29 protein-coding genes and 3 tRNA genes are annotated in these 25,972 nt (G+C 62.8%); 13 read left to right on the top strand and 19 right to left on the bottom strand.

Going from position 1 to position 25,972, the window contains the following annotated elements; translation table 11 throughout:
* The first annotated feature begins 199 nt into the window (after positions 1 to 199).
* Positions 200 to 802, top strand: a complete 603-nt coding sequence (locus BLR13_RS32905; protein WP_074830826.1) for a PepSY domain-containing protein — start codon at positions 200 to 202, stop codon at positions 800 to 802.
* Between the two features lie 272 nt (positions 803 to 1,074).
* Here BLR13_RS32905 and BLR13_RS32900 read toward each other — a convergent pair.
* The 3 genes from BLR13_RS32900 to BLR13_RS32890 form a co-directional block, all read right to left on the bottom strand.
* Positions 1,075 to 1,148, bottom strand: a tRNA-Gly gene (locus tag BLR13_RS32900).
* A gap of 413 nt (positions 1,149 to 1,561) precedes the next feature.
* Positions 1,562 to 1,777 carry a hypothetical protein gene (locus BLR13_RS32895; RefSeq protein WP_074814850.1) on the bottom strand — a complete coding sequence of 72 codons (216 nt, stop codon included), beginning with the start codon at positions 1,775 to 1,777 and terminating at the stop codon, positions 1,562 to 1,564.
* Between the two features lie 50 nt (positions 1,778 to 1,827).
* Complete coding sequence (locus BLR13_RS32890) at positions 1,828 to 2,025, bottom strand: hypothetical protein (RefSeq protein WP_244524982.1); 198 nt, start codon at positions 2,023 to 2,025, stop codon at positions 1,828 to 1,830.
* 225 nt (positions 2,026 to 2,250) lie between these two features.
* Between BLR13_RS32890 and BLR13_RS32885 the strand changes: the two genes are divergently transcribed.
* Positions 2,251 to 2,640 (top strand): YciI family protein, encoded by a 390-nt coding sequence (locus tag BLR13_RS32885; RefSeq protein ID WP_074814855.1) that lies wholly within the window; start codon positions 2,251 to 2,253, stop codon positions 2,638 to 2,640.
* A 27-nt stretch (positions 2,641 to 2,667) separates the two neighbouring features.
* Here BLR13_RS32885 and BLR13_RS32880 read toward each other — a convergent pair whose 3' ends face one another.
* Together BLR13_RS32880 and BLR13_RS32875 are read right to left on the bottom strand one after the other, a co-directional pair.
* Positions 2,668 to 3,765 (bottom strand): LLM class flavin-dependent oxidoreductase, encoded by a 1,098-nt coding sequence (locus BLR13_RS32880; RefSeq protein ID WP_074814858.1) that lies wholly within the window; start codon positions 3,763 to 3,765, stop codon positions 2,668 to 2,670.
* A 254-nt stretch (positions 3,766 to 4,019) separates the two neighbouring features.
* Positions 4,020 to 4,105 (bottom strand) — tRNA-Tyr (locus BLR13_RS32875).
* A 201-nt stretch (positions 4,106 to 4,306) separates the two neighbouring features.
* Between BLR13_RS32875 and BLR13_RS32870 the strand changes: the two genes are divergently transcribed.
* A complete protein-coding gene (locus tag BLR13_RS32870) occupies positions 4,307 to 5,137 on the top strand; it encodes a TrmH family RNA methyltransferase (protein WP_079587426.1) in 831 nt (276 codons plus the stop codon).
* Positions 5,138 to 5,196: 59 nt separating this feature from the next.
* On the opposite strand, the gene BLR13_RS32865 is transcribed toward BLR13_RS32870, so the two are convergent.
* Positions 5,197 to 5,631, bottom strand: coding sequence for a hypothetical protein (locus BLR13_RS32865; protein WP_074814861.1), 435 nt, complete (start codon positions 5,629 to 5,631; stop codon positions 5,197 to 5,199).
* Positions 5,632 to 5,686: 55 nt separating this feature from the next.
* Positions 5,687 to 6,148 (bottom strand): hypothetical protein, encoded by a 462-nt coding sequence (locus BLR13_RS32860; protein ID WP_074814867.1) that lies wholly within the window; start codon positions 6,146 to 6,148, stop codon positions 5,687 to 5,689.
* 243 nt (positions 6,149 to 6,391) lie between these two features.
* On the opposite strand from BLR13_RS32860, the gene BLR13_RS32855 reads away from it, so the two are divergent.
* A complete protein-coding gene (locus tag BLR13_RS32855; protein WP_074814869.1) occupies positions 6,392 to 8,032 on the top strand; it encodes an alkaline phosphatase family protein in 1,641 nt (546 codons plus the stop codon).
* 14 nt (positions 8,033 to 8,046) lie between these two features.
* Here BLR13_RS32855 and BLR13_RS32850 read toward each other — a convergent pair whose 3' ends face one another.
* On the bottom strand, positions 8,047 to 9,840 hold the full coding sequence (locus BLR13_RS32850) for a glycosyl hydrolase family 17 protein (protein ID WP_143039579.1): 1,794 nt from the start codon (positions 9,838 to 9,840) through the stop codon (positions 8,047 to 8,049).
* A gap of 69 nt (positions 9,841 to 9,909) precedes the next feature.
* Between BLR13_RS32850 and BLR13_RS32845 the strand changes: the two genes are divergently transcribed.
* Positions 9,910 to 11,403 carry a GH1 family beta-glucosidase gene (locus tag BLR13_RS32845; protein WP_074814874.1) on the top strand — a complete coding sequence of 498 codons (1,494 nt, stop codon included), beginning with the start codon at positions 9,910 to 9,912 and terminating at the stop codon, positions 11,401 to 11,403.
* A gap of 108 nt (positions 11,404 to 11,511) precedes the next feature.
* Here BLR13_RS32845 and BLR13_RS32840 read toward each other — a convergent pair whose 3' ends face one another.
* The 3 genes from BLR13_RS32840 to BLR13_RS32830 all read right to left on the bottom strand — a co-directional run bounded on the left by BLR13_RS32840 (position 11,512) and on the right by BLR13_RS32830 (position 14,570).
* Positions 11,512 to 12,816, bottom strand: coding sequence for a serine hydrolase domain-containing protein (locus BLR13_RS32840; RefSeq protein WP_074814878.1), 1,305 nt, complete (start codon positions 12,814 to 12,816; stop codon positions 11,512 to 11,514).
* 29 nt (positions 12,817 to 12,845) lie between these two features.
* Complete coding sequence (locus BLR13_RS32835; protein WP_074814880.1) at positions 12,846 to 13,811, bottom strand: Bug family tripartite tricarboxylate transporter substrate binding protein; 966 nt, start codon at positions 13,809 to 13,811, stop codon at positions 12,846 to 12,848.
* Between the two features lie 63 nt (positions 13,812 to 13,874).
* Positions 13,875 to 14,570: an urease accessory protein gene (locus tag BLR13_RS32830; protein ID WP_074814885.1), complete on the bottom strand. Its 696-nt coding sequence runs from the start codon at positions 14,568 to 14,570 to the stop codon at positions 13,875 to 13,877.
* 220 nt (positions 14,571 to 14,790) lie between these two features.
* Between BLR13_RS32830 and BLR13_RS32825 the strand changes: the two genes are divergently transcribed.
* Entirely contained in the window at positions 14,791 to 15,225 is a 435-nt protein-coding gene (locus tag BLR13_RS32825; RefSeq protein WP_074814888.1) for a hypothetical protein, read from the top strand.
* A 61-nt stretch (positions 15,226 to 15,286) separates the two neighbouring features.
* Here the strand turns inward: BLR13_RS32825 and BLR13_RS32820 are convergent.
* Positions 15,287 to 15,361, bottom strand: a tRNA-Thr gene (locus tag BLR13_RS32820).
* 196 nt (positions 15,362 to 15,557) lie between these two features.
* Here BLR13_RS32820 and BLR13_RS32815 point away from each other — a divergent pair.
* Together BLR13_RS32815 and BLR13_RS32810 are read left to right on the top strand one after the other, a co-directional pair.
* Positions 15,558 to 15,797, top strand: coding sequence for a hypothetical protein (locus tag BLR13_RS32815; RefSeq protein ID WP_074814890.1), 240 nt, complete (start codon positions 15,558 to 15,560; stop codon positions 15,795 to 15,797).
* Between the two features lie 186 nt (positions 15,798 to 15,983).
* Positions 15,984 to 16,415 carry a hypothetical protein gene (locus tag BLR13_RS32810; RefSeq protein WP_074814894.1) on the top strand — a complete coding sequence of 144 codons (432 nt, stop codon included), beginning with the start codon at positions 15,984 to 15,986 and terminating at the stop codon, positions 16,413 to 16,415.
* 87 nt (positions 16,416 to 16,502) lie between these two features.
* Here the strand turns inward: BLR13_RS32810 and BLR13_RS32805 are convergent, their stop codons facing one another.
* Both BLR13_RS32805 and BLR13_RS32800 read right to left on the bottom strand, forming a co-directional pair.
* The gene (locus BLR13_RS32805) at positions 16,503 to 17,351 is read right to left on the bottom strand and encodes an alpha/beta fold hydrolase (RefSeq protein WP_074814897.1); all 849 of its coding nucleotides are present in this window, start codon (positions 17,349 to 17,351) and stop codon (positions 16,503 to 16,505) included.
* The gene (locus BLR13_RS32800; RefSeq protein WP_074814898.1) at positions 17,348 to 17,716 is read right to left on the bottom strand and encodes a hypothetical protein; all 369 of its coding nucleotides are present in this window, start codon (positions 17,714 to 17,716) and stop codon (positions 17,348 to 17,350) included. Before BLR13_RS32800 ends, BLR13_RS32805 begins: the two co-directional genes overlap by 4 nt.
* 414 nt (positions 17,717 to 18,130) lie before the next feature.
* On the opposite strand from BLR13_RS32800, the gene BLR13_RS32795 reads away from it, so the two are divergent.
* Positions 18,131 to 18,385 carry a hypothetical protein gene (locus BLR13_RS32795; protein WP_074814901.1) on the top strand — a complete coding sequence of 85 codons (255 nt, stop codon included), beginning with the start codon at positions 18,131 to 18,133 and terminating at the stop codon, positions 18,383 to 18,385.
* 145 nt (positions 18,386 to 18,530) lie between these two features.
* Here the strand turns inward: BLR13_RS32795 and BLR13_RS32790 are convergent, their stop codons facing one another.
* From BLR13_RS32790 to BLR13_RS32775, 4 genes are all read right to left on the bottom strand, one after another.
* Positions 18,531 to 18,770: a DUF6719 family protein gene (locus tag BLR13_RS32790; RefSeq protein WP_074814906.1), complete on the bottom strand. Its 240-nt coding sequence runs from the start codon at positions 18,768 to 18,770 to the stop codon at positions 18,531 to 18,533.
* 178 nt (positions 18,771 to 18,948) lie between these two features.
* Positions 18,949 to 19,674 (bottom strand): outer membrane protein, encoded by a 726-nt coding sequence (locus tag BLR13_RS32785; RefSeq protein ID WP_074814910.1) that lies wholly within the window; start codon positions 19,672 to 19,674, stop codon positions 18,949 to 18,951.
* A 322-nt stretch (positions 19,675 to 19,996) separates the two neighbouring features.
* Complete coding sequence (locus BLR13_RS32780; RefSeq protein ID WP_091976886.1) at positions 19,997 to 20,419, bottom strand: hypothetical protein; 423 nt, start codon at positions 20,417 to 20,419, stop codon at positions 19,997 to 19,999.
* A gap of 203 nt (positions 20,420 to 20,622) precedes the next feature.
* Positions 20,623 to 20,931, bottom strand: a complete 309-nt coding sequence (locus BLR13_RS32775; protein ID WP_091976884.1) for a His-rich protein BRANT — start codon at positions 20,929 to 20,931, stop codon at positions 20,623 to 20,625.
* Positions 20,932 to 21,221: 290 nt separating this feature from the next.
* On the opposite strand from BLR13_RS32775, the gene BLR13_RS32770 reads away from it, so the two are divergent.
* Positions 21,222 to 21,761 (top strand): tetratricopeptide repeat protein, encoded by a 540-nt coding sequence (locus tag BLR13_RS32770; protein ID WP_074814923.1) that lies wholly within the window; start codon positions 21,222 to 21,224, stop codon positions 21,759 to 21,761.
* A gap of 64 nt (positions 21,762 to 21,825) precedes the next feature.
* Here the strand turns inward: BLR13_RS32770 and BLR13_RS32765 are convergent, their stop codons facing one another.
* Positions 21,826 to 23,427 (bottom strand): S10 family peptidase, encoded by a 1,602-nt coding sequence (locus tag BLR13_RS32765; RefSeq protein ID WP_074814929.1) that lies wholly within the window; start codon positions 23,425 to 23,427, stop codon positions 21,826 to 21,828.
* An 88-nt stretch (positions 23,428 to 23,515) separates the two neighbouring features.
* Between BLR13_RS32765 and BLR13_RS32760 the strand changes: the two genes are divergently transcribed.
* The 3 genes from BLR13_RS32760 to BLR13_RS32750 all read left to right on the top strand — a co-directional run bounded on the left by BLR13_RS32760 (position 23,516) and on the right by BLR13_RS32750 (position 25,891).
* Entirely contained in the window at positions 23,516 to 24,481 is a 966-nt protein-coding gene (locus tag BLR13_RS32760) for an NAD kinase (protein WP_283806884.1), read from the top strand.
* A gap of 263 nt (positions 24,482 to 24,744) precedes the next feature.
* On the top strand, positions 24,745 to 25,290 hold the full coding sequence (locus BLR13_RS32755) for a response regulator (protein ID WP_074814934.1): 546 nt from the start codon (positions 24,745 to 24,747) through the stop codon (positions 25,288 to 25,290).
* Positions 25,291 to 25,312: 22 nt separating this feature from the next.
* The gene (locus BLR13_RS32750) at positions 25,313 to 25,891 is read left to right on the top strand and encodes an Hpt domain-containing protein (RefSeq protein WP_074814936.1); all 579 of its coding nucleotides are present in this window, start codon (positions 25,313 to 25,315) and stop codon (positions 25,889 to 25,891) included.
* Positions 25,892 to 25,972: the final 81 nt, after the last annotated feature.

Genomic DNA, 25,972 nt, shown 5'->3' with positions numbered 1-25,972 from the left:
GATTGCATCATCTATTCGGTCAACGTGTGGCTCCTACCCGTCGAATGTGTATTCAACCTCATCGAGTCGGAGCTGGCGCGCAGAGGCGTCCAGCTTTACCCGCCCGAATAGCGCACAGTACGCGCCTGCTGATGGCGCATTGCCCACACACAAATAACTGCACCGGTCAGTTTTGACCGAGAGCTACTGGATGAACTTCATGTCGAAGAAGAAATTATTAGCGATTATCGTTTTGTCCGCCACGCTTGCTGCTACGGGCGCGAGAGCCGATTTCACCCACTCCCCTTTGGACGCCACAAATAGAGGCGTAGCCGCGCAAGGCGATGCCGAGGAGGCGGTGATTCGTCGCCTGCTCGAGCAATTTCGCACCATAAAAATACCACTCAGTCAGGCGGTAGCGATCGCCGAGCATTTACATGACGGTTCAAGGACCGCGGACGTTAGCTTTGAGATATCCGGTCCGGCCATTTATCGAGTGCGGACGGTAAGAAATGAGCGAATTTGGGAAAATGTCATAGATGCGAACACCGGAAGCGTTACAGAAAAGGAAATTTCGTCATCGCTGAGCGAGCTGGATAGAGAGGATCTGGGCAACATCACTGCCCTGAAATCAGTTAAGCAAGAGCTATCGGATGCCGTACGCATCGCTGAAAAAGCTGCATCGGGAAGCGCCCTTGCCGGAGGTCTGATGAAGCAGGATGGCAAACTCAACTTCGCGGTCGTCATCGCCAGTGGTGATCGCTTGAAGGAGGTCATGCTCGAACCGCCCAAAGTCGGTAAGGAAAAGTCAGATCGCCATTAGGCGACGCACGTCTGAACCGATAAGCTAGATCGCCGTTACCGCGATCCGATGTTTCAGAGATCACAAGCCCACGGCGCGGATATCGGCAATCGTGGCCACGCCGACCACGAACAAAGCTTATCGCGGACGGTTATCATAAATAAGAACGACTTGTAGTAGAGTATGAAAACACTCGCGAATTTGCGTCAGCCTTCAGCCATGACATGTAAAAATTGTCAGAATGGCGCCAGGACTGAAACTAAAATCCACGGCTAAGTCATTGAAATCGCTTTTGGAGCGGGTGAAGGGAATCGAACCCTCGTATTCAGCTTGGAAGGCTGCTGCTCTACCATTGAGCTACACCCGCGCACCGGGGATCACCTAACACGCCGCGCAGGCGGCCTCAACCCGCCTCGCGGCGGCCTCCGCGCCGACCAACGGCCATTATTCCCGGGATTCCGCAACGGTTCGGGGCTTAACAGCGGCAGATTCGCCGCCTATATTGATGTTTCCACAACCAACGAAAGGAGGTGATCCAGTGTCTCTTACCAAGCGCTGTCACCTCGCTGGGATCGCCCGCTAGGCTCTGCAAGGCCAACTAGCTTTGAAGGCTTGTAGGTTTTGAAGGTCTGGCATCGGGGCGCTCTCAGCCCTGGACCAGCGAGCACAAATAGTGGGGCGCGACGGGAGCAATCCCGTCGCGCCTTTTATTTTGGTATTGTCATTTTCCCAGTCGCAGACATTCCGGGGCGATGCGAAGCATCGATGACGATGAACAGGTTATTGCGCCGTCCGCCGCTGCCGGATTCGTTCCCACACCGATACCCCGGCGATCAGTGCGCCGAGGAACCAGGGCAGCACGGCCCCACCGGGTTCGACGCTCAGCAGCGTGGCCAGGATGCTCGTCACCAGACAGAGCATCTTCGCCATCGAGCTTTGTCCGAACAGCGACAGCAGAAACGGCAGGAACAGGACGAACAGCGCGACGGCGGTCATGGATGGAAATTTCGGTGTTAGCAACCTTGGGATCGGAGCGGCGCTTGCGATCAGAAGCCGCAGAGATTGACGGAGCGCGGGCGCGGGCCGCGGCGATTCTCGACGATTCGCTCGCCGCCATTGGTGGCCGAGCTGCCGTAGTAGCGGTGATGGCCGCTGACGTCGTGCCAGTCACCGGCCTGCGACGATGCCGGCAGCGACGCGCGGGATCTGGCGGAATCGCTGATGATGGTAGGCTCGCGTGACATGACCGTCTCCATGATGGCCGCGCAGTTCCTGCGTTCTGCCCATCAGTCGTGGCCTTCTGGCGGTCCGTTCAAGGATCGGCGGATATATCGTGTTTCCGGAATGTTTCATCGCCGGCCGGCAACATGGCGGCATGGTGCCACGTTTCAAAAGCCGGATTGTCGGGATAGGCCGTGTCCAGACGTCCTTGAGCGGCAGCCGATCCCGCAAGCAAACGAGGAGAACCCATGCTTTACGCCATTCTGGCCTATCACGTCGAAGCCGAGGTCATGTCCTGGACGCCGGAGGAGGATGCGGCCCTGATGGTCAACCTGCTCGCCGTCCATGACCGGCTCAACGCGCACAAACTGCTCGGCCCGACGGCGCGGCTGGGCGGTACCGCCAAGGCCCGCACCCTGCGCGGCCCGGGCGCCGGCATGGTGCTGGACGGGCCGTTTGCCGAGACCAAGGAGCAGTTGCTGGGGCTATACGTGGTCGACTGCGCCAGTGAGGACGCAGCCCTCGACGTCGCCCGACAGCTCCGCCAGGTCAATCCGACCGCGGTCTACGAGATCCGCGAGATCCGCAAATACCTTCCGGGCGCGCCGGTTGCGGCGACCGAGGCGGCGGAGGAATAGGCTTGCGGGGGCCGTCCTCAGCCCGGCCTACTGTCGCAAGCCGGCCTGCCGCAGCAGCGGCAGCACGCGGTCGATGAAGAACGGCAGTTCGTCCTTGAAATTGACAAAGGACAGCGTGACGCCGTCGATCCCGGCGGCGTTGAGCCACAGCAATTCGTCGACGATCTTTTCCGGCCGGCCGATCAAGGGATGCGAACTCAAGCCTCCGGCATAACGCTTGCGCTCGTTGAAGATCTCGTTGGTATCGAGCTGGCGATTCCGGCGCGACATGTTCATGTGATAGTCGACCGCTTCGGTGTCGGCATTCGCAACCGCATAATGCTGATAATAGTCTTCCGCCTCGCGATCGGTCTCGCGGCAAACCACATGCGTCGTGGTGATGATCTGCAGCGGACGGCCTTCGGCGTTGCGCTGCGCCGCGAGTGCCCGCACCGGCGCCAGGCCCTCGCCGGCGACGCCGAGCACGGTGACCAGAAGGTCGCTGGTTTTCATCGCGAACGCCCGCCCCGCCGGCGAGGACGCCGCCGACATCGTCAGCGGACGCGGGCGCTGCACCGGCTGCGGCTTTCCGATCACGCCAGTCAATTGGTAGAACTCGCCGGCGTGGTCGAACCGCTCTTTTGAAGTGAAGATCCGGTTCATCACCTCGAACCATTCGAGCCCCTGCTCGTAGCGGCGATCGTGCTCGGCGAGCGCATGTCCGAACATGTCGAACTCGCCCTGATTCCATCCGGCCACGATGTTGAGCCCGGCGCGGCCGCCGCTGACATGGTCCACCGTCACCAGCGCCTTCGCCGCGAACACCGGATGCACGACCGGCACATGCACGGTGGAAAAGATCGTGATCTGTTCGGTCATCGCGCTGAGTGCTGCGGCAAACGTAAACGTCTCGAAGCACAGCGTGCGGACATCGAGCTCGCCGCCAAATCCCTTCCAGCGCGCGATCGGCAGGATGAATTCGAAGCCGGCACGGTCGACCAGTTGGGCGACCTCGGCGATGTCAGCCCAGTCCGCCCGCCAGCGCTCCGGCACTTTTGTGATGGCGATGCCGCCATCGGCGTTGAGGGAAAACAGCCCAAGCTTGAGCTTGTTGGCATTGTGAAGCGCGTTGGCGGTTAAGGGCACGCGGGGGGCCTGTGATGGCAGCGAACGGGAACCTGGAATAAGGACGCAGGTATCCTGCTACGGGATGTCGGGGGATGCAAATGGGGGGCGCTGGCTTACAGAGCCCACTGGGGCGCGGTGCCGTAGTTGGGCAGTCGGGCCCGCCTGTGCCGCGCCAGTCCGTCTACGCTTCGCTGCGCTCAGCTACGCCGGACACGCTTCGCCCTGCCGGCCTCAGCGTGGCTGCGCCACGCGTAGCCCGTCAGGGCGAAGCGTGGTGGGGGAAGAAGGACTCGAACCTTCGAAGTCATAAGACGGCTGATTTACAGTCAGCTCCCTTTGCCACTCGGGACACTCCCCCGTCCAACAGCATCGCAAACCCAACCGCCAAGAGGCGGCGATCAGGCCATGGATGACGTTAAATCCGGGAGCCGATGGCGAGCTCCCGGTCGGGCGCGTTTATGGGCGAAGGGGGGTGGCAAAGTCAACCAAGGCGAGCCATCAAATCCGCCCCGGAAGGGCCCAAATTGCCATAATCCGGAACCCGTGACAGAAGCTTCCCATGAGTGATCGCGATCGAAAACCGCCGTTCCGCCGTGGCGGCGGCAAACCCTTCGAAAAAGGCCGAAAACCGGGCGGCCGGCCGGTCTGGCGGGACCGTGACAGCAGTCCGGACGGCCCGGTGATTCTCTATGGCTGGCACACGGTTTCGGCCGCCTTGGCCAACCCGGCGCGCGGGATCCGCAAGCTGTTGCTGACCGAGAATGCTGCTCGCCGGCTCAGTGACGAGAATATCGACACCAGGGTTGCCCCGGAAATCGTCCGGCCGAGCGAGATCGACGCCCGGCTCGGGCCCGACGCCGTCCATCAGGGCCTGCTGGCGGAGGCCGATCCCCTGCCCTCGCCCGACCTCGAGACGCTGCCCCAGGAGGGCATCGTGCTGGTGCTCGACCAGATCACCGATCCGCACAATGTTGGCGCCATTATGCGCTCGGCTGCGGCGTTCGCGGTCAAGGCGATCGTCACCACCAGCCGACACAGTCCGGAGGCGACCGGCGTGCTGGCGAAATCGGCCTCCGGCGCGCTGGAAATGGTGCCGCTGGTGACCGTGCAGAACCTCGCCCGCGCGCTGAACGAGCTCAACGACCTGGGCTACCTGACGGTCGGTCTCGACAGCGAGGGCAGCACCGACCTCGCCGCGGTCGAACTGCGGCAGCCGCTGGCGCTGGTGCTGGGCGCCGAGGGCAAGGGCCTGCGGCAATTGACGCGCGAGACCTGCAGCGTGGTGGCGCGCCTCGACATGCCCGGCGAGATCAAGAGCCTCAACGTGTCGAACGCCGCGGTGCTGGCGCTCTATATCGGCGCGAGCCGGCTCGGCCTGATGGGCCGGTAAAAGACAACGCCCGCTCGCTTGATGCGAACGGGCGCTAAAGCTTTCAGATCGTTTTCAGATCAATAGTAGCGGCGCAGAACGCGGTGGCCGTAGTACGGCGCGTGGCCGCGATAGTAGCTGACGCGCGGAGCCCACTGGCGATAGTGGCGGTAGCCGTAATGCTGGCGATAGCCATAGTGCGGGCGGTAGCCATAGTGATACGGACGGGCATAGCCGTAACCGGAGACCGAACCTTCTTCATAGACCCGAGCCGGCGCGAAGTCGCCCGGACCGGTATAGGTCGGGCCCTGGTTGACGTAATAGTACTGCTGCTCCGGGGCGGCGAGCCGCTCGTGAGCCCAGCCGCCACCGCCGCAGGGGTTGCAGCCGTAATCGACGACCGGCGCGGGCGCGACGTAGACCGGTGCTGCGCAAGGGGTGTAGCCGCACGCAAAGGCGGGCGCCGCGGCCATGACAGCGACCGCCGCAACCAATCCCGTAAACAATTGACGCATTAGTCTCTCCTGTAAGGTGTTTTCGTTGGCTTCGTTTCTTGAAGTGCCTGTTTTCCTAGTGCGGAACGTTGTGCGGGCGCGGCCTGAAATCGTGACGACCCTGCTCCTGCGGCGCGTAAATGATGGCCGGCGGTTCGACCGGCACGTTGGACTGCGCCGGCAGCGGCGCCGACTGCGCCGACCATGATTGATGATAGCTCTCGGCCGGCTGCGGCAAACGGCGGTTGGCCGGCGGTTCGACTTCCAGGCGCCCGTAGCCGGGCAGATGGCCTGCGCTCGGATAGTAATGGCCGACGTTCGGAACCGGATCGATATAGCGGCCGCCGTAAACCGTCGGCTGCACCTGCCAGTTCTTGCCGAGCCCCCATTCGCCCTCGACCGCCGCATAGGACGCATCGACGCCGTTAATGATGACGGGCACGCCGGCGCGACCGGGAATCACAATGTCAAAACCGCCGCCGGCAAACGCCGTCGACGTCATCGCCATCAAGATTGCCAGTGTTACGCGAACGCGCATTGCTTGGGATCCCTGCCTTCCTCGGCGGGCAATCTAATCCAACGCACAACCTGAGGGGTTAAAGCGGCGGGCCAAACTGACGGTAAGCCTAACGCGCCGGCCTCGATGCCAGTTCAATTGCGAGAAATCGCGATAGCCAAACGTTAACGTCCCGGCCCCGGCCGCTGCGGCGGCCCGCTTTATTGTCATTTGACCGGCAATATCGCACCATCGCGGCTCCCGAACTGCTGGAAATGCCCGGATATGCCGCCCTCCCAAAAGCCTGCGAAAAACGTGCTCTGGATCATGTGCGACCAGCTTCGCTACGACTATCTCGGCTGTACCGGCCATCCAGTGCTGAAGACGCCCAACATCGATGCGATGGCCAAACGCGGCGTGCTGTTCTCCAACGCCTATGTGCAGTCGCCGATCTGCGGCCCGTCGCGGATGTCGTTTTACACCGGCCGCTACATGCGCTCGCACGGCTCGCACTGGAACGGCTGGCCGCTGCGTGTCGGCGAGCCGACGCTCGGCGATCACTTAAAGAAGATCGGCGTCCGCAACGTGCTGGTCGGCAAGACCCACATGGCACCCGACCTCGAAGGCTTGAAGAACCTCGGCATCGCGCCCAGTTCGATCATCGGCGTGCATGTGTCGGAATGCGGCTTCGAGCCCTATGAGCGCGACGACGGCCTGCATCCGACCGGACGCCCTCGCCCGGCCTATGACGACTATCTGCGCCGGCAGGGCTACAACGCCGACAACCCGTGGGAGCACTGGGCCAATTCCGGCGCCGACGCCGAGGGGGCCTTGCAAAACGGCTGGCTATTGGTTCACGCCGACAAGGCCGCGCGCGTGCCCGAGGAGCATTCCGAGACGCCCTACATGACGCGGCGCGCGATGGGGTTCATCGCGGAGGCCGAGGACGACGGCCGCCCGTGGTGCCTGCATCTGTCCTACATCAAGCCGCACTGGCCCTATATCGCGCCGGAGCCCTACGCCAGCATGTACGCGGCCTCCGACGTGCAGCCTGCGATCCGGTCGGAGATCGAACGCGACAACGCCCATCCGGTGTTCGCCGCCTACATGAACATGCGCTATTCGAAGAACATGTCGCGCGACGAGGCCCGCGAAAAGGTCATTCCGACCTATATGGGCCTGATCAAGCAGATCGACGACCAGATGGGCGTGCTGATGCAGTTCCTCGCGGCGCGCGGCCTGCTCGACACCACCATGATCGTGTTCACGTCGGATCATGGCGACTATCTCGGCGATCACTGGATGGGCGAGAAGGATCTGTTCCACGAACAGTCCGCCAAAATCCCGCTGATTGTGATCGATCCGTCGGCTCAAGCCGACAGCACGCGCGGCACGGTGTGCGACGCGCTGGTCGAGGGCATCGACCTGGCGCCGACCTTCATTGATTATTTTGGCAGCAAGCCGCCGGACCATATTCTGGAGGGACGCTCGTTGCTGCCGCTGCTGCAAGGCAAGCAGCCTGCCGACTGGCGCAAGGTAGTCTTCTCCGAATACGACTACGCCATGCAGGACGTCCGCGTGATGCTGGGACAGCCGATCGAACGCTGCCGGCTGTTCATGGTGTTCGACGGCCGCTGGAAATTCATCCACGCGTCGGGGTTTCGGCCGATGCTCTACGACCTCGAAAGCGATCCGGAGGAATTTCGCGATCGCGGCGCCGACCCGTCCTGCGCCGATGTCGTCGCCCGGCTGCAGGCGGAGTTGTTCGACTGGGCGCTGCATCCGAAGGGACACATCACCACGTCGAACGAGAAGATCGCCAATTATGCAAACCAGCAGCTGCAGGTGAAGAACGGCGTCCTGATCGGTATCTGGGACGAGACCGAGCTCGGCGCGATCCGGGAGAAGATCGGGGTCAAGCCGTGAGCGAGACGCACGCGTCAACGTAACTGACTGGAAGCCCCGTTCGACCAGCGTTCGGACTGCGGCTCGGAAGCCTCATCCTCGGAAGCCTTGCCATCGAAAGCCTTGCCCTCGGAAGACTTGCCCTCCCGCGCCTGCACCAGCGTGAAACCCAGCAGCAGATACACCGCGCAGGTCCACAATGACTGCCAGTTGGCGGAACCTTCATTGAAGCCGATATAAAGCGCCGCCATCGCGAGCAGGCTCGCGAACACGACTTCGGCAATCGGGCGCGCGCCCGATCGCGGATGAGTGAGCAGCGCCAGCGTTGCAAACGGCACGACCGCCATGGTCAGGGCGGCGAACGGGAAATCGCGCCAGCGCCCGTCGAACACCAGACCCAGTGCGGTTTCCACCGAGATCAATGTGATCGCGATCAGCGTGACGCCGAGGAGCGTCGTGATGAAGATCTGGGTTCGGCGTTCGGACGGCCCCAAGATATCGAGAAACGCCGGAATCGGGCGTTCCGACATCAAGGCATGGGTGGACAACAGCGGTGCCGCGATCGCTGCTGCCAGCAGCGCGCACTGGCGCAGCCAGCCATCGAACCCGAAGCTTTCATAGAGCAGCTTGTCGAGGCTGACGCCGAGCAGAACCCCGCTCGTTGTCGCCGATAGCGCGACCGCCATCCACGATGCCAATCGCGGCGACGACGATCGGCGCCGCAGCGCCAACCCCGCCGTGGCGAAGACGAGGATGCACAGCGCAAGCCCGCCCGCCATCTGCCACTTCCAGAGCGGATAGTTGCCGATGGCAATACCGGCCGGATATTTCAGCCGGCGATCTGACGCATTGAACACGCCCCAATAGCCGCCCACGGTGCCTTCCCATCGGCGCTTCCACGGCTCGTCATAGGCCTCGAACAGATTGACGCGAAACTTCTCGGTTCTGGCGCGTTCGAGAATCTCGGCAATGAACCGCGCCTGATTGATGCGGGAGGCCACCGCGATCTCGCGCATCCGTCCCTGGCTCGGCCAGCCGGTCTCGCCGATCAGTATCTCCTTGCCGGGAAAGGCGACCGTCAACTGCTTGCGGACTTCATCGACATGCGCGGCGGCGTCTTCGGCGCGCGGCGGAACGTCTTCCCAATAGGGCAGAAAATGCACGGTGACGAAATCGACATCGGCGGCGACTTCCCGGTAGCGCAGCCAGAACTCCCAGACATCGGCGTAGGTCACGGGAACGTGGACGCGCGATCTGGCCGAGCGGATGAATTCGCGCAGATCGGACACCGTCATCTCGCCGCGCAACAGCACCTCGCTACCGACGATGACCGACGTGACCACGCCGGGATGATCGTTGGCCAGCGCGACCGCGTGATTGATCAGCAGCACATTCTTGGCGCGATCGCGCCCGATCCAGATCCCGAGCAGAACCTTCAATCCGGCTTTGGACGCCAGTTCGGGCACCTTGTCCAACCCGTTATCGATCGAATAGGTGCGGATGCATTTGGTGACCTTGGCTAGCTCGCCGAGATCCTCCGCGATCTGCTCCGGACTGACGATCAGTCGCGGATTGTGCGGCGTTTGCTCTCCGCGAAAAGGCGCGTAGGACACGCATTCGAGTTTGGCCTCAGGATCGATCGGCGCACGCACCAGGGTGACCGGCGCGGCCAGCCACCACCACGCCGCCGCGATCAATCCGATGGAAACGAAGAAGAGCGCCAGTGGCGTGCGCAAGGCTGTCGGTCCTGTCCTGAGGCGTGGTCGATGGGCGTTCACGCCGTTTGCGCGACTTCGTTTGACCTCGTAACATGTCAATTCGACCAGCATCAAGGTCGGCTGCGAAGGGTAAGCTCTGCTTTTGCCGCATATTTGCCTCGATCCCGAACACGTGAAGCGATGCCGTTGCTGAAATTTTCCCGGCGCCAGTTCGCCAAAATCCAATTCTCCAAAATCTTGGGCTGGTCAACGCTCGGAATGTCTGGCGCCACCGCGGCGCGGCGCGCTGACGCGCAGGCTGCTTTGCCCAGGGAAAGCCGAACGGCCCCACCCGGCTTTCCGAACGGCTTTCTGTGGGGCACGGCCACGTCCGCCTATCAAATCGAGGGCGCCGTCAACGAAGATGGCCGCGGCCCGTCGATCTGGGATCTGTTCACGCACCAGCCAGGCACGATCTCGGATCGGAGCACGGGAGACACCGCCGACGATCATTATCATCGGTACAAGGAAGACGTTCAGCTGATGAAGGCGCTGGGCGCAAAAGCCTATCGGTTTTCGATCGCATGGCCGCGCGTTTTCCCTGACGGCACCGGTACGCCGAACCCCAAAGGTCTCGACTTCTACAACCGCCTGCTCGACGAATTATCGGCCAACGGCATCGAACCGTTCGCGACCCTGTATCATTGGGACCTGCCGCAGGCGCTGCAGACCCGCTTCGGCGGCTGGACGTCCCGCGACACGTCAAAGGCGTTCGCGGATTATGCAGCCTATGTCGCAGGCCGCCTGAGCGACCGGGTCAAACATTTCTTCACCATCAATGAATGCTCCAGGACGGTGTCGCTCGGCCATGAATACGGCTCCGACGCACCCGGCCTCAAATTGCCGCGGGTGGAATTGAACCAGGTCCGTCACCACATCGCGCTCGGACACGGTCTGGCCGTACAGGCGATCCGCGCCCATGCGCATGCCGGCACCAAGGTCGGCCCGGCGGAAAATGCCGTGAGCTGCATCCCCGCGATCGACACGCCGGCGAACATCCGGGCGGCCGAGATCGCGATGCGCGAACTCAATGCCGGTTATCTGACCGTGATGTTGGAGGGGAAGTACACCGACGCTTATCTGGCGCAGGCCGGCGCCGACGCGCCGAAATTCACGCCTGAGGATCTGCGCATCATTTCGTCGCCGGTCGATTTCGTCGGCTTGAATGTCTACATGCCCGACCATTACGTCGTGGCCGCCGACAACATCAGCGGGTTTACGCTGGCGCCCTTCCCTGCCTCGTTTCCGCACATGGATGCGCCCTGGCTCAGATTCGGCCCCGAGACCATGTACTGGACGCCGCGCCATGTCGCGAAACTGTGGAACGTGAAATCGATCTACATCACCGAGAACGGCACGTCGGGGACCGACCAGCCTGCCGCCGATGGCAGCATCTCAGACCTCGATCGCGTCATGTATCTGCGCAACTACCTGGCGCAGTTGCAGCGCGCGACAGCCGAGGGCGTGCCGGTGCACGGTTATTTTCTGTGGAGCCTGCTGGACAATTTCGAATGGTCGGACGGACTTGAAAAGCGCTTCGGCCTCTACCGGGTCGATTTCGACACCCAGCGTCGCACGCCAAGACTCAGCGCATCGTTCTATCGCGAAACCATCGCACGCAACGCCATTGTTTGATTTTGCTTTTCTTTTTGACGCGTTTTCTACCGCAGATAAGTCTACGCAATCTGCGCAAGCTTGATTGCTACGCGAACCGGAATCCACTTCGCTTGAAAACGCTATGTATCAGTCCTTGCGCAGCCCCTTGCCCAACGCTTGATACATCAGCGTCTTCAGCGCCAACTGAATCCGGCCGCCTTGCGTCGGCGAATGCACCATGAAGATCGCGAACAGATCGTCGACCGGATCGACGAAATAGAATGCGCCGCCAGCCCCATCCCAGCGATATTCGCCGAGCGGCCACGTGGTACCCGCCGGCGGCGACGTGCGGACGGCGAAGCCGAGACCGAAACCGCTGTTCGGGCTCGGAAAATAGAAGGGATCGTGGATGATGCCGGTCTCCGGACCGATCTGGTCCGACGTCATCAGCGCCACCGTCTCGGGCTTCAGATAGCGTTTGCCGTTGAGCTCGCCCTTGTTGAGCAGCATCTGCAGGAAGTGCGAATAATCTCCGATGGTGGTGTTGAGCCCGGCGCCGCCGGACTCAAAGCGCCGCGGCAGTCTCGGATCGATAATGCCGGCCAGCGGGCGCTCGAAAATATCGGCCTTCAACGGTCGCGCAATGCGCGACCAGTCCTTCTTGTCCGCAACGAAGTAGTTGGTGTCGGGCATGTGAAGTGGATCGAACAGCCGCTGCTTCTCGAACTGAAACAGCGACTGTCCCGACACCACCTCGACGACGCGCCCAAGCACGTCGACTGAATGGCCGTAGTCCCAGCGCACACCCGGCTGGTCGGCCAGCGGCAGCACGGCGATACGGTCGGCGAAGTCGGCGTTGTCGGGATCGCCTGCAAACAATTTGGGATCGCCGTAGAGTTTGCGGATCACGCCTTCACCGTAGAAGCCGTAGGTGATGCCGGATGTATGCCGCAGCAGGTCCCTGATGGTGATCGGCCGCTTCAACGGCACCAGCCTGAGCGGCCGTTGCCCGGCCTCGTCGGAATCGTCGATGCCCACTTTGGCATAGGCAAATGACTCGATGTATTTCTGGACGGGATCGTCAATCGAAAGCTTGCCGTCCTCCACCAGCATCATCACAGCCACCGAAGTGACCGCCTTGCTCATCGAATAGACCTGAAAAATGGTATCTGCCGTCATCGGCGCCTGGGTGGCGGGATCCCGCACGCCGAAACTTTCGAGATAGACCGGCTTGCCGTGCTGCTGGATCAGCAGGACGCCGCCGGGAATCTTGTCGGCAGCGATCTCCCTGCGGATGAAGTCACCAAAGCTGTCGAGCGCAGCGTGCGAAAAGGTCGGCGCCTGGGGAGCAGCCGATTCCGCCATGGCGGTGCCCGCGCCCACGAACAGGGCGCCGACAAGCGCGAAGACGATCGCGAAACGGCTTTCTCGCGAAGTTCCGGCATCTGGCATCAGCGACTTCCCCGGGGTTTCGAGTTCGCCTAGTTGGTAATCTTGTATCCAGTCGCCTTCACGATGGGCTGCCAGAAAGCGGTGTTCGCGGCGAGTTCCCGCGTCAGACCTTCGGGCGTCGAGCCGACCGGGATCAAGCCGATCGCGAGCAGCTTTTCCCGGACCTCGGGCTTGGCGAGCGCCGTGGCCGCTGCCTCGCTCACCTGCTTGGCGAAGGCGGGCGACGCCCCCGCCGGCAGCCACATGCCGTACCAGGCGTCCGCCACCAGATCGATGCCGTACTCCTTCAGGGTCGGCACCTCCAGGAACGGCGAACGCTCGGCACTCGTCACCGCCAGAACCTTGACACCGCCGGCGCGATGTTGCGGGATCGCGTCGGTCAGTGTGACAATCGCAAACGGCAGGTGACCGCCGATGAGGTCGTTCATGATCGGCGCCCCGCCGCGATAGGCCACCCGTGTCATCTTGATGCCCAGCACCTCCTCGAGCCTCGAGCCGGTGAAATGCGGAATGGTGCCATTGCTCGGCACGCCAAACGTCGCCTTGTCGGGATTGGCCTTCAGCCAGGCGACGAATTGCGTGAAATCCTTCGCGTCCACGGCCGGACCAGCGACGACACAGAACTCGAAACGCACGAGCTGCGAAACCGGGACAAAGTCCTTGGCGGTATCGAATGTCGGCTGCGTCTCGACCATCGGCAGCAGGTACATCGTCGGACCCGTGGTCACGAGGATGGTGGTGCCGTCAGGATTGGCAGCCTTCGCCGCCTTGATTCCGATCAGCCCGTCACCGCCGGTACGGTTCTCGACGATGATGTTACGATCGAGCGGCTGGCTCATATACTGCGCCAGCACCCGGCACAGCGCGTCGCCGCCGCCGCCGGCCGCAAACGGAAAGATGATTTTCGTCAGCGGGCCCGATTGCGCAGACGCCTTGCCTGAAATCGCCGCCAGCGTGCACGCCGCGCCTCCTGCCAGAAAATCCCGGCGCTTCATCCCCGTCCTCCCGAACGATTTTTGCCCACTACATCAGCCCTCGGCAGGGTCGACAATCCGGCATTAGGCCAACGCCATCTCGACGATGGTCCTGATGCCGATGGCAATCGTGGCGGCTCCCACCACCGCCTGCAGGCCGTGATTGGCAAAGGTGAGCCAGCGCGCCGTGACCGCCAGCGGCACCGCAATCAACGTCGACAATGCGCCCATCCCGATCATCGAGCCGATTCCAAACAGCGCGACATAGCCAAGCCCGACCGCGGGACTGGAGGCCTGCGATACCGTCAGCACCAGAAGTGCTGCGGAGCCGGCCATCCCGTGCATCAGCCCGACCAGCAGCGTGCGCCAGCGGAAGCCGTGTTCATGGGCGTGGGCGGTGCGGGCATGCGGGGCGATTTCGCCGGCATGGCTGTGGGCATGGAAGTGCACCGTGCCGTCGCCATGGCCATGGCGGTGAAAATGCACCCGGTCGCGCCACAGCCGCCACAGCACATGCGAACCGAGACCGACCAGCATGACGCCGACGGCGGTCTCGATCGGCCGGGCCAGGCTCTCGGGGATGGCGTGGCCGAGCAGCAGGGCGGCGCCGGCAAAGATGAACAGGGTCAGGGTGTGCCCGAGCCCCCAGGTCAGGCCGTGCCTGACGATGTCCCCGACCTGGCTGCGGCGCGCGGCGATGCTGGATACGGCGGCGATATGGTCGGCCTCGAGCGCATGCTGCATGCCGAGCAAAAAGCCAAGCCCTAGAATTCCGAACATGCGCCCCCTGCTCTCTGCCGGTACATCAAATACCAAGTCGAAGCCTTTGTCAGGTCAAACACTTACTCTCGCCGCGCAACCCGCCAACCGGAGTCGCAATCCCCGTCAGAATGCCGAAGGAGGAACTTCACACCGGTTTGAAGATCGCACAACGCTTAAAACCGGAACATGCCTGCGCGCCCCCGGTTGCCCCGGCTCACACCTCTCTGGGAGAACCCACATGACAAGATTCGGAATTTTGGGTGCCGCCGCGCTGGTCGCATCCGCGCTCGCAACCCCCGCCATGGCGCAGGAAGTGATCTACAATCCCGGCTACTGCGCCCAGTTCTATCCAAATGCCAATTGCCAGAACAAGGGACCGGGCAACCCCTACACCGGCAGCTACCAGCGGCAGGTCACCCAGAACCAGGACTGGCAGGATCAGGGCTATCGGCACGACCGCCGCTGGCGCGGCAGCTACAACCGGTATGACAATGACGGCGGCTTCCGGCCGGGCAACGTCGCGGCCGGCGTGGTCGGCGGCGCCGTAGGCACCGCAGCCGCCATCGCCACAGCCCCGATCGGCGGCGCGGACTATGCCCGCCGCAACGGTTTTGTCTGCGTCCCCGGCACCTGGTTCCGCGGCGAGGACGGGCGGCAGCACATCTGCCAGTAAGGCAATTACCCATCGATGCGGAAAAGGCGGCCGAAAGGCCGCCTTTTTCATACGCAAGGAATGGTGCCGGTTGAGAGGATTGAACTCCCGACCTTCGGTTTACAAAACCGCTGCTCTACCGCTGAGCTAAACCGGCGGACTGAAGGGGATCGGCGGGCGGCAGAATACCGGACTGCAGCCAATCGATCTTCGGCGGGTCGAATACCAGACTTGCCCTCAAAGGGCCAGAACCCCGAAATCCACTTCCGCCGTACTTGCCACCAGTCCCGGGCACGGCGCTGGCTCCTTCCATCCGCTGCGGAACCAACCCCCACCTCCCACGTTTTCTCCGCATGAAAATTCGCGAAGAAAACTGCAACATGTTCCTGCTCGCCGTCGTCACGGTGTTCACCGTGATCGTTGCGGCCAGCGCCAGTCTGGTGGAGCCGGCCGACAAGGCCCCGGTCCGCTTCGCCGCCCGCGCCGAGCAGACCCCGGCAGCCGCCAGGCCGATCGTCCACGTCACCGACCAGCCGGCGGTTCGCGTGGTCGGCGCGCCGTTCGTGCCCAACACCAATCCGCGCGAACGATAGATTGCTTGCTCGCGCAACGGCGGTAGCGGGATCGCCCCGTGACGCCACCATGTGCACGCTGGCGTGCGCCAAGTGTCACAGTTTTGTCACCTCGCACGCAAAACCGACGCTGTCCCCTTCCAAATCACCAACCGCCCTTGCTTCCAGAAAAGCGATTTGATGGTGTTAGGTAGGCAGAGGTGTCTCATGAAATGGATGAGGGAACGCGACCTTCTGATCGCGCAGACCATGGCGTTTGTTCAATCGGTGACCGGCAAGATGCCGGAGGCCGGGAACACAGTTGCCACATCGGTCGCGTTGACCTCGGGAGCCGCCGACACGGCAGCGCCGATGCCTGACATTGAGGCCCTGCTGGCCGAGGCCCTCGTGGCCGATCTGCCGAAGGAGGCGCCGCGGGAAATTTCTAGGGAAGCGTTGCGGCCGGTGCAAACGATCGCTCGAGCCGACCTGCGCAATGGCTTCCAGTCGGAAATATCCGAGATCAAGGCGCGGGTCGCCAATTTCCGGGCCCACCAGGAGCGATTCAGCCAGGAGCGCGAGGCCTATTGCAGCGCCACCATGGCCAAGGTCCATGCCACGCTGCGGGAGATGCCGGCCTCGCCGCGGGTGGGCAAGTAGCTCTCCCATACTTCCCTTATGACGCGTTTGCGCAGACCGGTTCACCCCCGCACCTTGGTGCGGGGTGTGTGAGCCGCTTCGCGACCTTCAGCCCTTGCCGATCTTCTCCAGCACAGGGAGAAGATGCGTCAGAAACGCCTGCGGATCTTCGCTCATCGGAAAGTGGCCGAGGCCCTTCATGATGGCAACCTCGGAACCCGGGATGCTGTTCGCCACCGCCAGTGTTTCCTCCGGCGTGCAGGAATAGTCGTATTCGCCGGACAGCAGAAACAGCGGGCAGCGCCGGGTGTCGATCTGCGCCACCCGGCCGCGGATGTCGCCGTCGAGCTTGTAAAAATAGAGATCGCCCTTGAAGACGCCGGGGCCGCCCTGCATGTAGTGCCACAGCGTCTCCCAGCGCTCGCTGTCTGGCGCATCCGGGCCGACCAGCCCGGAGACGATGGCGCCGCAGACCTCGCCGCCATGCACGTCTGCCCGGTGCAGGAAGTTGAGATCGTAATAGGGATCGACATGCGTGCCGGCCTGCAGGCCGATGATGGCGCGAAAGCGTTCGGGATGTTCAAGCGCCAGATGCAGCGCGATGCGGCCGCCGATCGAACAGCCGATCAGGATCGGCCTGTCGAGTTCGAGCGCGGCCGAGATCTCCAGGATCATCGTGGTGTATTGCGCCGAGGTGAGCTGATACTCCTCCTCGTGCCAGCCCGACGGCGGCGACGATTTGCCGTGCCAGGGCATGTCGAAGGCGATCACGCGATGCGTTGCGGTCACGCGCGTGTCGTTCATCAGACCGCGATACTGCCGGCCGTCGCTTCCGGCCGTATGCAGGCACAACAGCGGCGTGCCCTCGCCCGCCTCCTCGACATAGACGCGGTGCGGCCGCCCGAACAGATCGAGATGCATGTAGCGGCCGGTAATCGGCTCGAACCGCGCCCTCATGCCGCCGCTCCCTGCGCGCGTAGCTTGGCGAGCGCCTCCTTGAAGTAGCGCAGATGGGACATGAAAATCTGCAGATTGCCTTCGGCCTTCAGCACCCGTCGCTTGATCAGCGCCAGCAGGTCGTTGGAGCCCGGCGGCGGCCGCTTGCTCCAGAATTTCTGCCATTCTTCCTCGGGCGCACGAAGCGCAAAGGACGAGGACGGCATCACGAACGGGCCCCGCGTCACCGACACGATGCGGCCCTCGTGGATCGCGACCAGCCAGCAGGTCTGGCCGACCTCCAGCAGAAACGTGGTCGTCAGGTAGCGTCCGCGCCGGACCAGCGCCGCATCGCCATTGACCCGCTCAGGCAGCGTCTCGATCATTTGGTCCCCCCTCGCATACGCCCGGCCGCTCAAGGCGGCCCGTTCTCTTGGTTGACCTGCATGATGGGTCGAACGGGCACGGCGTCAATCGCCCGAAGTCAGAGCCAGGCGCATACCAGCGCCACGTTGGTGGCGCAGGCGGCCAGCAGCGCGACAGTGAGCGTGAGGTGGACACGCTCGCAGGAGGTCGGGAGGATCGTTCTCATGGCCGGCAACATCCGGCGATTCTGGCCGGGGAGTCTCGGGGATTCTTTTTTGCCGGATTTACCCCTCGTTAAGGACTCAGGGACTCCTCAAAAACGGACCGAAATGGGCGAATTTAGTCCGTTTTAGGTCATTAGAACCCGCCGGCATACCAGCCAGCCTGCAACCCGGATGAGGCTTCCGCGTTGACGCTTTTTACCGGAGCCAACCATGCCCTTCGCCCTGTTCTGCAACGACGCTAAACTGAGCAAGGCTTACCCGACCGAGGCCGACGTCTGGAAGGTGGCCCAGAACAGCGGCCTCGTGGTCGACGTCGTCTCCGAGAAACAGAAGGCCGCGCCGCGTCCGGTGCTGGACAATGATTACGAGATCCGGCCGTGCCAGCCCGAACCGCATGAAGACCCAGCCAAAAACAAGGCAGATGCCGAGCGCGACGCCAGGCTGGAGCCGCCATTGGGTTCGTGAAGTCTGTTGTTCGGCGGCTCTTCGTCCGCGAAGCGGATGATCCGGTATTTCCCGGACGCTACTGTCCTACCGAAAGGCGCAACCCGCCGGACGCCCGCGCAGGCGGACACGCCGTGAAAGCTGGCGAGAAAGCTGGAATGCCGATCTAAGGCGTCGCCGTTGCCAGCGAGGCCTGCTCCGCAGCCAGCGAGACGCAGGCCTTGCGCCGGTGCAGTCCCCGGATCGCGCCGGTGACCTTCAGCACCTTGCCTGCCGGACACGAGATGTCCTGCACAAAGGCGATTTCATAGGGTGCCATGATCAACGGTTCGGATTTCAGGACGGTCTGGGCAAGGCAGGGAAACGCCATCGCGGAAAAAATCAGCCCTAACGCAAAAGCACGCATGTTCGTTGTCCAACCAGCCGGCTGAACCATAATAACTCAACATGACGGAAAAGTTTCGTGCGCTGCAAAAATTATTTTTCGACGTCCGAAAAATGCCGGGCGCGCGCCGCAGCACCCGACCGCCAACAAAAAGGCCGGCGTGAAGCCGGCCTTTGTCGCGTCTTATGTCAGGCGTCGATCAATATTTGGCGGCGACCGGACCACCCCAGCCAAACCGGTAGTTCACGCCGACCTTGACGGTGTGTTCGTCGTTCCGGAAGCTCCGGCCCGCAACATCCGCCGGGGCGGTGATGAAGTTGGTATTGCCGAAATTATAATACTGGTACTCGGCCTTGGCCGACCAGTTCGGGGCGAACATGTATTCGAGGCCGCCGCCGACGGTGTAGCCGTCCTTGTGGTTGCCATTGGTGGTGAAGGGCTGCGCCAGGCCGCCAGCCGTCACGCCGATGTTGTTGCCGTCACGCCAGGCGTAACCGCCCTTGGCGTAGAGCAGCGCCGGGCCCCAGGTGTAACCGACCCGGCCGGTCACCGAGCCGAGCTGGTTGGTATTGGAGGTCACCAGCGTCCCGCCCGGGAACAGCACCCCGTTATTGTTGCTGTTGGGCAGCCAGCTGTACTGGGCCTCGACACCCATCACCCAGTTGGGCGCGAACTGATAGTCGAAGCCGGCCTGCACGCCGCCAAGGAAGCGGGCGTCGCTGCCCTGCAGGCCGTTATTGCCTGCAAAGGCGCCGCCGAGATGGCCGCCGATATAGAACCCGGTCCAGTTATAGACCAGCGCCGGCGCGGTATAGACCGGCGCCTTGGAATAGGTGCGGGCCGGCATGTCAGCCGCAAAAGCAGGTGCCGCCAAAGGTACCGACAGGGCGGCCAGCGCGGCAGCGCCGAGCAAAATCTTCTTCATCTTCATTCCCCATGACTTACGTTGCGATATCAAACAAACAACGTGACCTCATTTAGGTTGCTTTGGGGCAATGCCGGCGCACCGATGGTGCGCAACTGTGACGGCATGGCAACAAAGCGCTTTAGTTCCCTCGCATGTAAGGTTTTTTCCTGCGTTAATCAGGTGATTTCCCGCTTTGTTGATGTCGAAGACAACTAAGGCGAGGTTCAAGCCTCGCCGAAAAGTGATCGGGTTTCGTTCACCTTTTCAGCCCGCTACAGAGGTCGCGACCACCGCCTGGCAACCCGTCTGGAACCGGCTGCCGTGGCGCAGCCGAGCGGCCCTACCGTGTCAGCTTTTCCATTTCCGGAAAGGGCGCATAGACCGCGCCGGCGCAAGGCTCGCTGGCGTTCTCGACGAGCCGGTCGAGCCGGCCATCGACAAAGAGAATGCCGCGCTCGCGGGGCTCGCGATAGCTGCCGTCCGATTCGCGCGGGCTGAAGCGCAGGCAGGTGACATAGCGGAGCCGGCCGCCGACGACGCGCTGGACCGGCTCAGCCATCGCGGCCTCATGCACGCCCGCCGGATTGTTGAGGTAGCTCTTCATGAACGCCAGCACTTCGGTGCGGTAATTGCCCGGAAACGGCTGGTTGGCGACGCCGCGATCGTCGCTATACGTGATCGGCCTGCCTTCGTCGCTGCCGGCGCAGGCCGAAAGCACGATCGGCAGCATCAGGATCGCCGCAAATTTTGCTGATGTCCCCAAGCGAAACTCTTCTATCCGGTCTTAATCCGGTCTTGGGGCACTCTTAGACCGCCCGGCGGTGAATTGGAATTCGCATCTCTGTCATCAAAAGCACCAGCCCACGGCCATGGGGCATGGCGCGTGGGCTGGGCCGGATATCCGCTGGCGCGGTGGGCAATGGGGGCGATCGAGACGCGCCCGCGGATCAGTTTCAGCCGCTAGTTTCAGCCGCGCTTGGGCGCCGGCGTCACATGCTTGACCGCGAGATTCGGCGCGGCGTGGGTCTTCAGCGCACCCATGTGCTGGTGGTGGCGATGATGACGAAAGTGCTCCTGGTGATGGCGGCCCATGCGGGCATTGGCGTTCAGAAACTTCGACTTCGCGGTATCGGCCTTGATCACCGGGGCCTGCACCGTCTTGGTCACCGGAGCTTTGATAGCGGTGTTCTGGGTCGTCTTGCCGGGAGCGGCGGCGAGCACGGGCGCGGCGAGAACGGAAACGGCAACGAGCGCTGCGGAAATGGTCTTGAACATGGATGTCTCCTCTTTCAGGGGATCGCTGGCATCTCCGGCCGGATGACCGGGGGCTCGCTGATCATGGAGATGACCTTAGCGAGCGCGCGCTGAACCCCTGCTGAAGCGCAATGACGGACTTCGTTCATCTGCATGACATGTTGGTCATGTTGCGGGTTTCGCGGACCGCCGTCCGCGCGCGCAAATTTTGCGCAAATCAGGGCAGACAAGCGGGAATGTTTGCAACCGCCGGGGGTTCAATTCACCAGGCATCCGTGTAGGATTACCGAACTGGCCATCAGGAGAGATGCATGAACAAACTTGCCATCAGGCTTTTGACGCTCGCCATGCTGTCGCTGACGCTCGCGGCAGCGCCCATCGTCACCGTGGTCTACGCTGCGCCGGACAACGATCCTCCGCCGCCGGACAAGGGCAAGAAGAAGAAATCCTCTGAAGCGCGCCCGGCCATCGAGCAGACCGCTTTCGCCGACGGCTATCGCGCCGCCTATGCCACCATCTACGACCGCCACGACTACGCCGCGGCGATCCCGCAGCTGAAAGCACTCGGGCGTGACGACAGCGCCGCCGTCGCCAACCTGATCGGCTACTCCTACCGCAAGCTGGGCGACTACAAGGTATCGCAGATCTGGTACGAGCGCGCGCTCAAGGCCGATCCGAACCACGTCAAGACCTGGCAGTATTACGGCCTGTGGCAGCTCGAACAGGGCAACCGCGACCAGGCGCAATATCACCTGAACCGGATCGCCCAGCTCACCGGCACGACCAGCGAAGAATATCGCTCGCTCGCCGAAGCGATGGAGAAACCGCCGGGCACCGGACTGGTTTACTGAGTTAGGCAACACGAATTTAGCCGGCGCAGTCATCAAGCTGCGCCGGCTTGTTGTTGTTCCTGTTTCACTTCATCAGCGCCTGAATTTCCGCACGGAACGCCTGACGCGCGCCGTCACGCGAATAGAACATGTGGCCGCCGGGATAGACGACGAGCTTCACCCGGTTCGGACCGGCATAGGCCGGCAACTGGTCGAGGATGATCTTCGAGGCGAAATAGGGCGTGGCGAGATCGAACAGCCCGTGACCGACCAGCAACTTCATGTTCGGATCGAGCGCGAGGATTTGCCGAAGCTGCGACACCGACTCGGCCGGATTTCGTCCGCGCCCGAAGTCCCAGGCCTGGTTCACGCTGTCACTCAGCAATTGGTACGAACCATCTGGCCGCCAATTGAGTTTTCGCGTGGTGAGGTCGACGGCCGCACTGGTCAGGGGCGCCATCAGCGGATCGCCGGAGGGATCGCCAAAGTGGAAGAAGCTCGAATCCGGATAGGGATCGAAGCCCGAGACCGAGGCGTCGTAACGTCCGGTGACCCGGCCGCTGCGGCGGTCGAATTCCCGGCGAAACTCTCCGATCTCGAAGCGCCCGGCGAGCCTGCGGCTCACCGCCTGATCGATACCGGTCAGCGCCGCTACCTTGTCGGCAAGCCGCGTCGTCGCCTCCTTGTCGACCTGCCCCTTGATCAGATCGAGCAGGAACTCGCCTTGCGCATATTTTTCGACGTCCGCGAGGCCGGCGCGGGTCACCGATCCGTTCCCCGCGTCTTTGGCTTCGCGTGCCACCGCTGCCATCGTCGGCAGGCTGGTGACGTATTGCAGCAGGCTCGAGCCCGAATAGTCGCGGAAGTCGAGCACCGGCGAGATCAGGACCAATCCCCGCACGCCGACACCCTGCTGGGTCTGCAGGTTGCGCACGATTTTCGGTCCGCGTATGCCGCCATAGCTTTCGCCCGCCACGAATTTCGGGGACAGCAGGCGGTCGTATTTTTCCAGCCATCGCCGGATGACCAGCGCAATCGAACTGACGTCGCCGTCGACGGAAAACAATCGCTTGCGCACCTCATCGCCCGACGCGACGAAGCGGCTATAGCCGGTGCCAACGGGATCGATGAATACGAGATCGGTGAAGTCGAGCCAGGTCTCGGCGTTGGGCAGCAGATCGGGGGAAGCGGAAGACACCGCGCCGTCACCGCTGATCGACAACCGCCATGGTCCGGCGTCGCCGAATTGCAGCCAGGCCGAGGATGCACCCGGCCCGCCGTTGAACAGGAACGTCACCGGCCGGTCGGTCCGGTCGGCGCCGTCGAGCTGGTAGGACGTGTAGGCGATATCGGCCTGCGGCTCGCCCTTGTCGTCGAACAGGCGGATCGAGCCCGCGGTCGCGGTGAAATTGAGCGTCCGTCCGGGCAACGCCAGCGTCTGCTTGGTGGTCGAATCCGGCGGCAGGCGGTGTTGCTCGGCGGAGGGCGCATTGGAGGGCGGCGCGGTGTCGCCACTGCGGCGGCCCCCACCCTTCTGGCCTGCGGACGGCGCTGGCGTCGTTGCGGCAGGTTGCTGCTGTGATGGCGGCGGTGTTTCGTCATCCGCCCAGGCACCGGTCGCGATTGAAACGACAAGAAGCGCAATCACCACGCGCGCGTAGTGCTGCAAGGCCGGTCCGATACCCATGTGTGCTACCTCCCTGTTGGCCGCAGTGTAACCGACACAGGTGCGGGTCGGCAGGGCCCACAAGAGGTTGAGAAATTAAGGATTGTTCATGTCGGCATCCGCCGCCGGCAATTGGAAGCCCGAGAAACGTCTCAGGCCAACAGGCAAGAGCCTGTCTCGGTTAACTAGACCTCCGTTTAGGGCAATCGGACAGATCGCCACAGCGATCGCCCGGTTTCGTTTCACCTTCGAATGCTATATCGAGGCTGCACCGAAGCTTAAGAGTACGCGTCTCATGGCCAGCCCCAAGCGATATGACCGGATTGCGTTCGTTGCGAGCGCCAGCACGGAAGCGCAGGCGGCGCTGGAGCAACTGACCGATATCTACGGCAATCACAATGCCGACGATGCCGACGTCGTGGTCGCGCTCGGCGGCGACGGCTTGATGCTGCAGACGCTGCACGCCCACATGCGCTCCAACAAGCCGATCTACGGCATGCATCGCGGCACCGTCGGCTTCCTGATGAACGAATTCACGACGCACGACCTGCATACGCGCCTCGCGGCGGCGCGGGAATCGCTGATCAACCCGCTGTTGATGCGGGCCACCGACGTCCACGGCACGGTGCATCTGCATCATGCCATCAACGAAGTCGCGATGTTTCGCCAGACCTATCAGGCAGCGCGCCTGCGCATCCTGATCGACGAGCACGAACGCATGGCGGAGTTGATCGCCGACGGCATCCTGGTGGCGACGCCGGCGGGCTCCACCGCCTACAATCTGTCCGCCCAGGGACCGATCCTGCCGATCAACGCGGCGCTGCTGGCGCTGACCCCGATCAGCGCGTTCCGGCCGCGGCGCTGGCGCGGCGCCCTGCTCCCCAACACCGCCTTCGTGGTGATCGAGGTGCTCGAGGGCGATAAGCGCCCGGTGGCGGCGGTGGCCGACCATGACGAGGTGCGCGACGTCCGCCGCGTCGAGGTGCTGTCCGACAAGACAATTTCGATGCGGATGCTGTTCGACCCCGGCCACAGCCTCGAGGAACGCATCCTGCGCGAGCAGTTCGGGCATTAGCTACTCGTCATCCCGGCCTTGAGCCGGGACCCATAACCACCGGCCGTTGTTTTCGCGCGTTGCTCTTAGCCATTCCGCTTCACAACGGGCTGCACGGAGTATGGGTCCCTGCTTCCGCAGGGACGACGGCGGGAAAGCAGCAACATTCCCGTCGACCCACCCCTCCCAAGACTCCGGTTTCGCAACCATTCGTTAACCGGCGGCGCGATATGGTTAACGTCAGGTATACCGTTTTGGCCGCGGTATGCGCTTAGGGCCGAACCATGTATCGCATCGACTTCAACAAGCTGCGATTTCTGATCTGCGACGACAACCCGCACATGCGCCGCATCCTGCGCACGCTGCTGCATTCGTTCGGCGCGCGCGAGGCCTATGAGGCCGAGGACGGCGCCACCGCACTCGAAATGTACAGCCACTACGTTCCCGACATCGTCATCACCGACTGGTCGATGCCGATCTTCGACGGCCTCGAACTGGCGCAGATGATCCGGCAGCCGGAATCCAAGGGTAATCCCTACGCGCCGATCATCATGCTGACCGGCCATTCGGAAAAGCGCCGTGTCACGGTGGCGCGCGACGCCGGCGTCACCGAGTTTCTGGCCAAGCCAATCTCGGCCAAGGGATTGTACCAGCGCATCCTCAACGTCGTCGCCAATCCGCGCCCGTTCATCAAGACCAAAACCTATTTCGGTCCGGATCGCCGGCGCAACACCAACAACGCCTATATCGGCCCCGAGCGACGCATCGGCGGCGAGGTCGAAGTCATGCAGCAGCCGTCGTTGCTCGACAAAGCGCGATCCAGCGTCTAGCGCAGGTCTGAGGGAAAGCATCATGGCGAAGGAAAAGCCGGGCAGACTGGAAGTCCAGTCCTTCGCCGATCATCACGTCATCACGCAGCCCAATCCGCTGCGCAAGGTTTTGCTGCGCGTTCCGGAATCCGATCTCGACGATCCCGTCGGCCGCGCCGAAAAGGCGCTCGCCGGGCTGTCCAGCGAATTCAAGAACTGGATGACCATCGAAGCCGACCGCCTTTCCGCCGCTCACGCCGCGATCCTGCGCGAAGGCCTAACCGACGACAACCGCGAAGAGCTGTTTCGTGCCGCACATGACATCAAGGGCGATGCCGCGACCTTCGGCTTCGCTTCCGCGGGCGTTGCCGCCGAGAGCCTGTGCCGCATTATCGAACACGCACCCGACCTCGAAAAGGTGCCCGCGAATCTGATCGCCCACCACATCAACGCCATTCAGGCGATTGTGCGCGAGCGTACCAAGCTCGACACGGCGGTCATGGCTCCCGCGTTGAGCCGGCAGTTGCGCGGCATCGCCGACGAATTCCTCGCTTACGCCAACCGAGACCGCCCCGAACATCTCGAAGCGATCCTGGCGCCGAGCATCATTCCGGCGGAGTGAGATAGACTCCGAATCCGTAGGGTGGGCAAAGGCGCTCTTGCGCCGTGCCCACCGACAACAACTACAACTTTTTGCTGAAGA

Origin of the sequence: Bradyrhizobium ottawaense, assembly GCF_900099825.1 — a bacterium.
GTDB lineage: Bacteria > Pseudomonadota > Alphaproteobacteria > Rhizobiales > Xanthobacteraceae > Bradyrhizobium > Bradyrhizobium ottawaense_A.
The sequence above is the reverse complement of the archived record's forward strand: the minus strand, read 5'-3'. Positions and strand labels throughout refer to the sequence as shown.

Bases quoted from the DNA above. Each gene is read 5' to 3' on its own strand.
- BLR13_RS32905 (WP_074830826.1), top strand. From the start codon at position 200: ATGTCGAAGAAGAAATTATTAGCGATTATCGTTTTGTCCGCCACGCTT.
- BLR13_RS32895 (WP_074814850.1), bottom strand. From the start codon at position 1,777: ATGACCGCCGTCGCGCTGTTCGTCCTGTTCCTGCCGTTTCTGCTGTCG.
- BLR13_RS32890 (WP_244524982.1), bottom strand. From the start codon at position 2,025: ATGTCACGCGAGCCTACCATCATCAGCGATTCCGCCAGATCCCGCGCG.
- BLR13_RS32885 (WP_074814855.1), top strand. From the start codon at position 2,251: ATGCTTTACGCCATTCTGGCCTATCACGTCGAAGCCGAGGTCATGTCC.
- BLR13_RS32870 (WP_079587426.1), top strand. From the start codon at position 4,307: ATGAGTGATCGCGATCGAAAACCGCCGTTCCGCCGTGGCGGCGGCAAA.
- BLR13_RS32865 (WP_074814861.1), bottom strand. From the start codon at position 5,631: ATGCGTCAATTGTTTACGGGATTGGTTGCGGCGGTCGCTGTCATGGCC.
- BLR13_RS32860 (WP_074814867.1), bottom strand. From the start codon at position 6,148: ATGCGCGTTCGCGTAACACTGGCAATCTTGATGGCGATGACGTCGACG.
- BLR13_RS32855 (WP_074814869.1), top strand. From the start codon at position 6,392: ATGCCGCCCTCCCAAAAGCCTGCGAAAAACGTGCTCTGGATCATGTGC.
- BLR13_RS32850 (WP_143039579.1), bottom strand. From the start codon at position 9,840: ATGCTGGTCGAATTGACATGTTACGAGGTCAAACGAAGTCGCGCAAAC.
- BLR13_RS32845 (WP_074814874.1), top strand. From the start codon at position 9,910: ATGCCGTTGCTGAAATTTTCCCGGCGCCAGTTCGCCAAAATCCAATTC.
- BLR13_RS32840 (WP_074814878.1), bottom strand. From the start codon at position 12,816: ATGCCAGATGCCGGAACTTCGCGAGAAAGCCGTTTCGCGATCGTCTTC.
- BLR13_RS32835 (WP_074814880.1), bottom strand. From the start codon at position 13,811: ATGAAGCGCCGGGATTTTCTGGCAGGAGGCGCGGCGTGCACGCTGGCG.
- BLR13_RS32830 (WP_074814885.1), bottom strand. From the start codon at position 14,570: ATGTTCGGAATTCTAGGGCTTGGCTTTTTGCTCGGCATGCAGCATGCG.
- BLR13_RS32825 (WP_074814888.1), top strand. From the start codon at position 14,791: ATGACAAGATTCGGAATTTTGGGTGCCGCCGCGCTGGTCGCATCCGCG.
- BLR13_RS32815 (WP_074814890.1), top strand. From the start codon at position 15,558: ATGAAAATTCGCGAAGAAAACTGCAACATGTTCCTGCTCGCCGTCGTC.
- BLR13_RS32810 (WP_074814894.1), top strand. From the start codon at position 15,984: ATGAAATGGATGAGGGAACGCGACCTTCTGATCGCGCAGACCATGGCG.
- BLR13_RS32805 (WP_074814897.1), bottom strand. From the start codon at position 17,351: ATGAGGGCGCGGTTCGAGCCGATTACCGGCCGCTACATGCATCTCGAT.
- BLR13_RS32800 (WP_074814898.1), bottom strand. From the start codon at position 17,716: ATGATCGAGACGCTGCCTGAGCGGGTCAATGGCGATGCGGCGCTGGTC.
- BLR13_RS32795 (WP_074814901.1), top strand. From the start codon at position 18,131: ATGCCCTTCGCCCTGTTCTGCAACGACGCTAAACTGAGCAAGGCTTAC.
- BLR13_RS32790 (WP_074814906.1), bottom strand. From the start codon at position 18,770: ATGCGTGCTTTTGCGTTAGGGCTGATTTTTTCCGCGATGGCGTTTCCC.
- BLR13_RS32785 (WP_074814910.1), bottom strand. From the start codon at position 19,674: ATGAAGAAGATTTTGCTCGGCGCTGCCGCGCTGGCCGCCCTGTCGGTA.
- BLR13_RS32775 (WP_091976884.1), bottom strand. From the start codon at position 20,931: ATGTTCAAGACCATTTCCGCAGCGCTCGTTGCCGTTTCCGTTCTCGCC.
- BLR13_RS32770 (WP_074814923.1), top strand. From the start codon at position 21,222: ATGAACAAACTTGCCATCAGGCTTTTGACGCTCGCCATGCTGTCGCTG.
- BLR13_RS32765 (WP_074814929.1), bottom strand. From the start codon at position 23,427: ATGGGTATCGGACCGGCCTTGCAGCACTACGCGCGCGTGGTGATTGCG.
- BLR13_RS32760 (WP_283806884.1), top strand. From the start codon at position 23,516: ATGTCGGCATCCGCCGCCGGCAATTGGAAGCCCGAGAAACGTCTCAGG.
- BLR13_RS32755 (WP_074814934.1), top strand. From the start codon at position 24,745: ATGTATCGCATCGACTTCAACAAGCTGCGATTTCTGATCTGCGACGAC.
- BLR13_RS32750 (WP_074814936.1), top strand. From the start codon at position 25,313: ATGGCGAAGGAAAAGCCGGGCAGACTGGAAGTCCAGTCCTTCGCCGAT.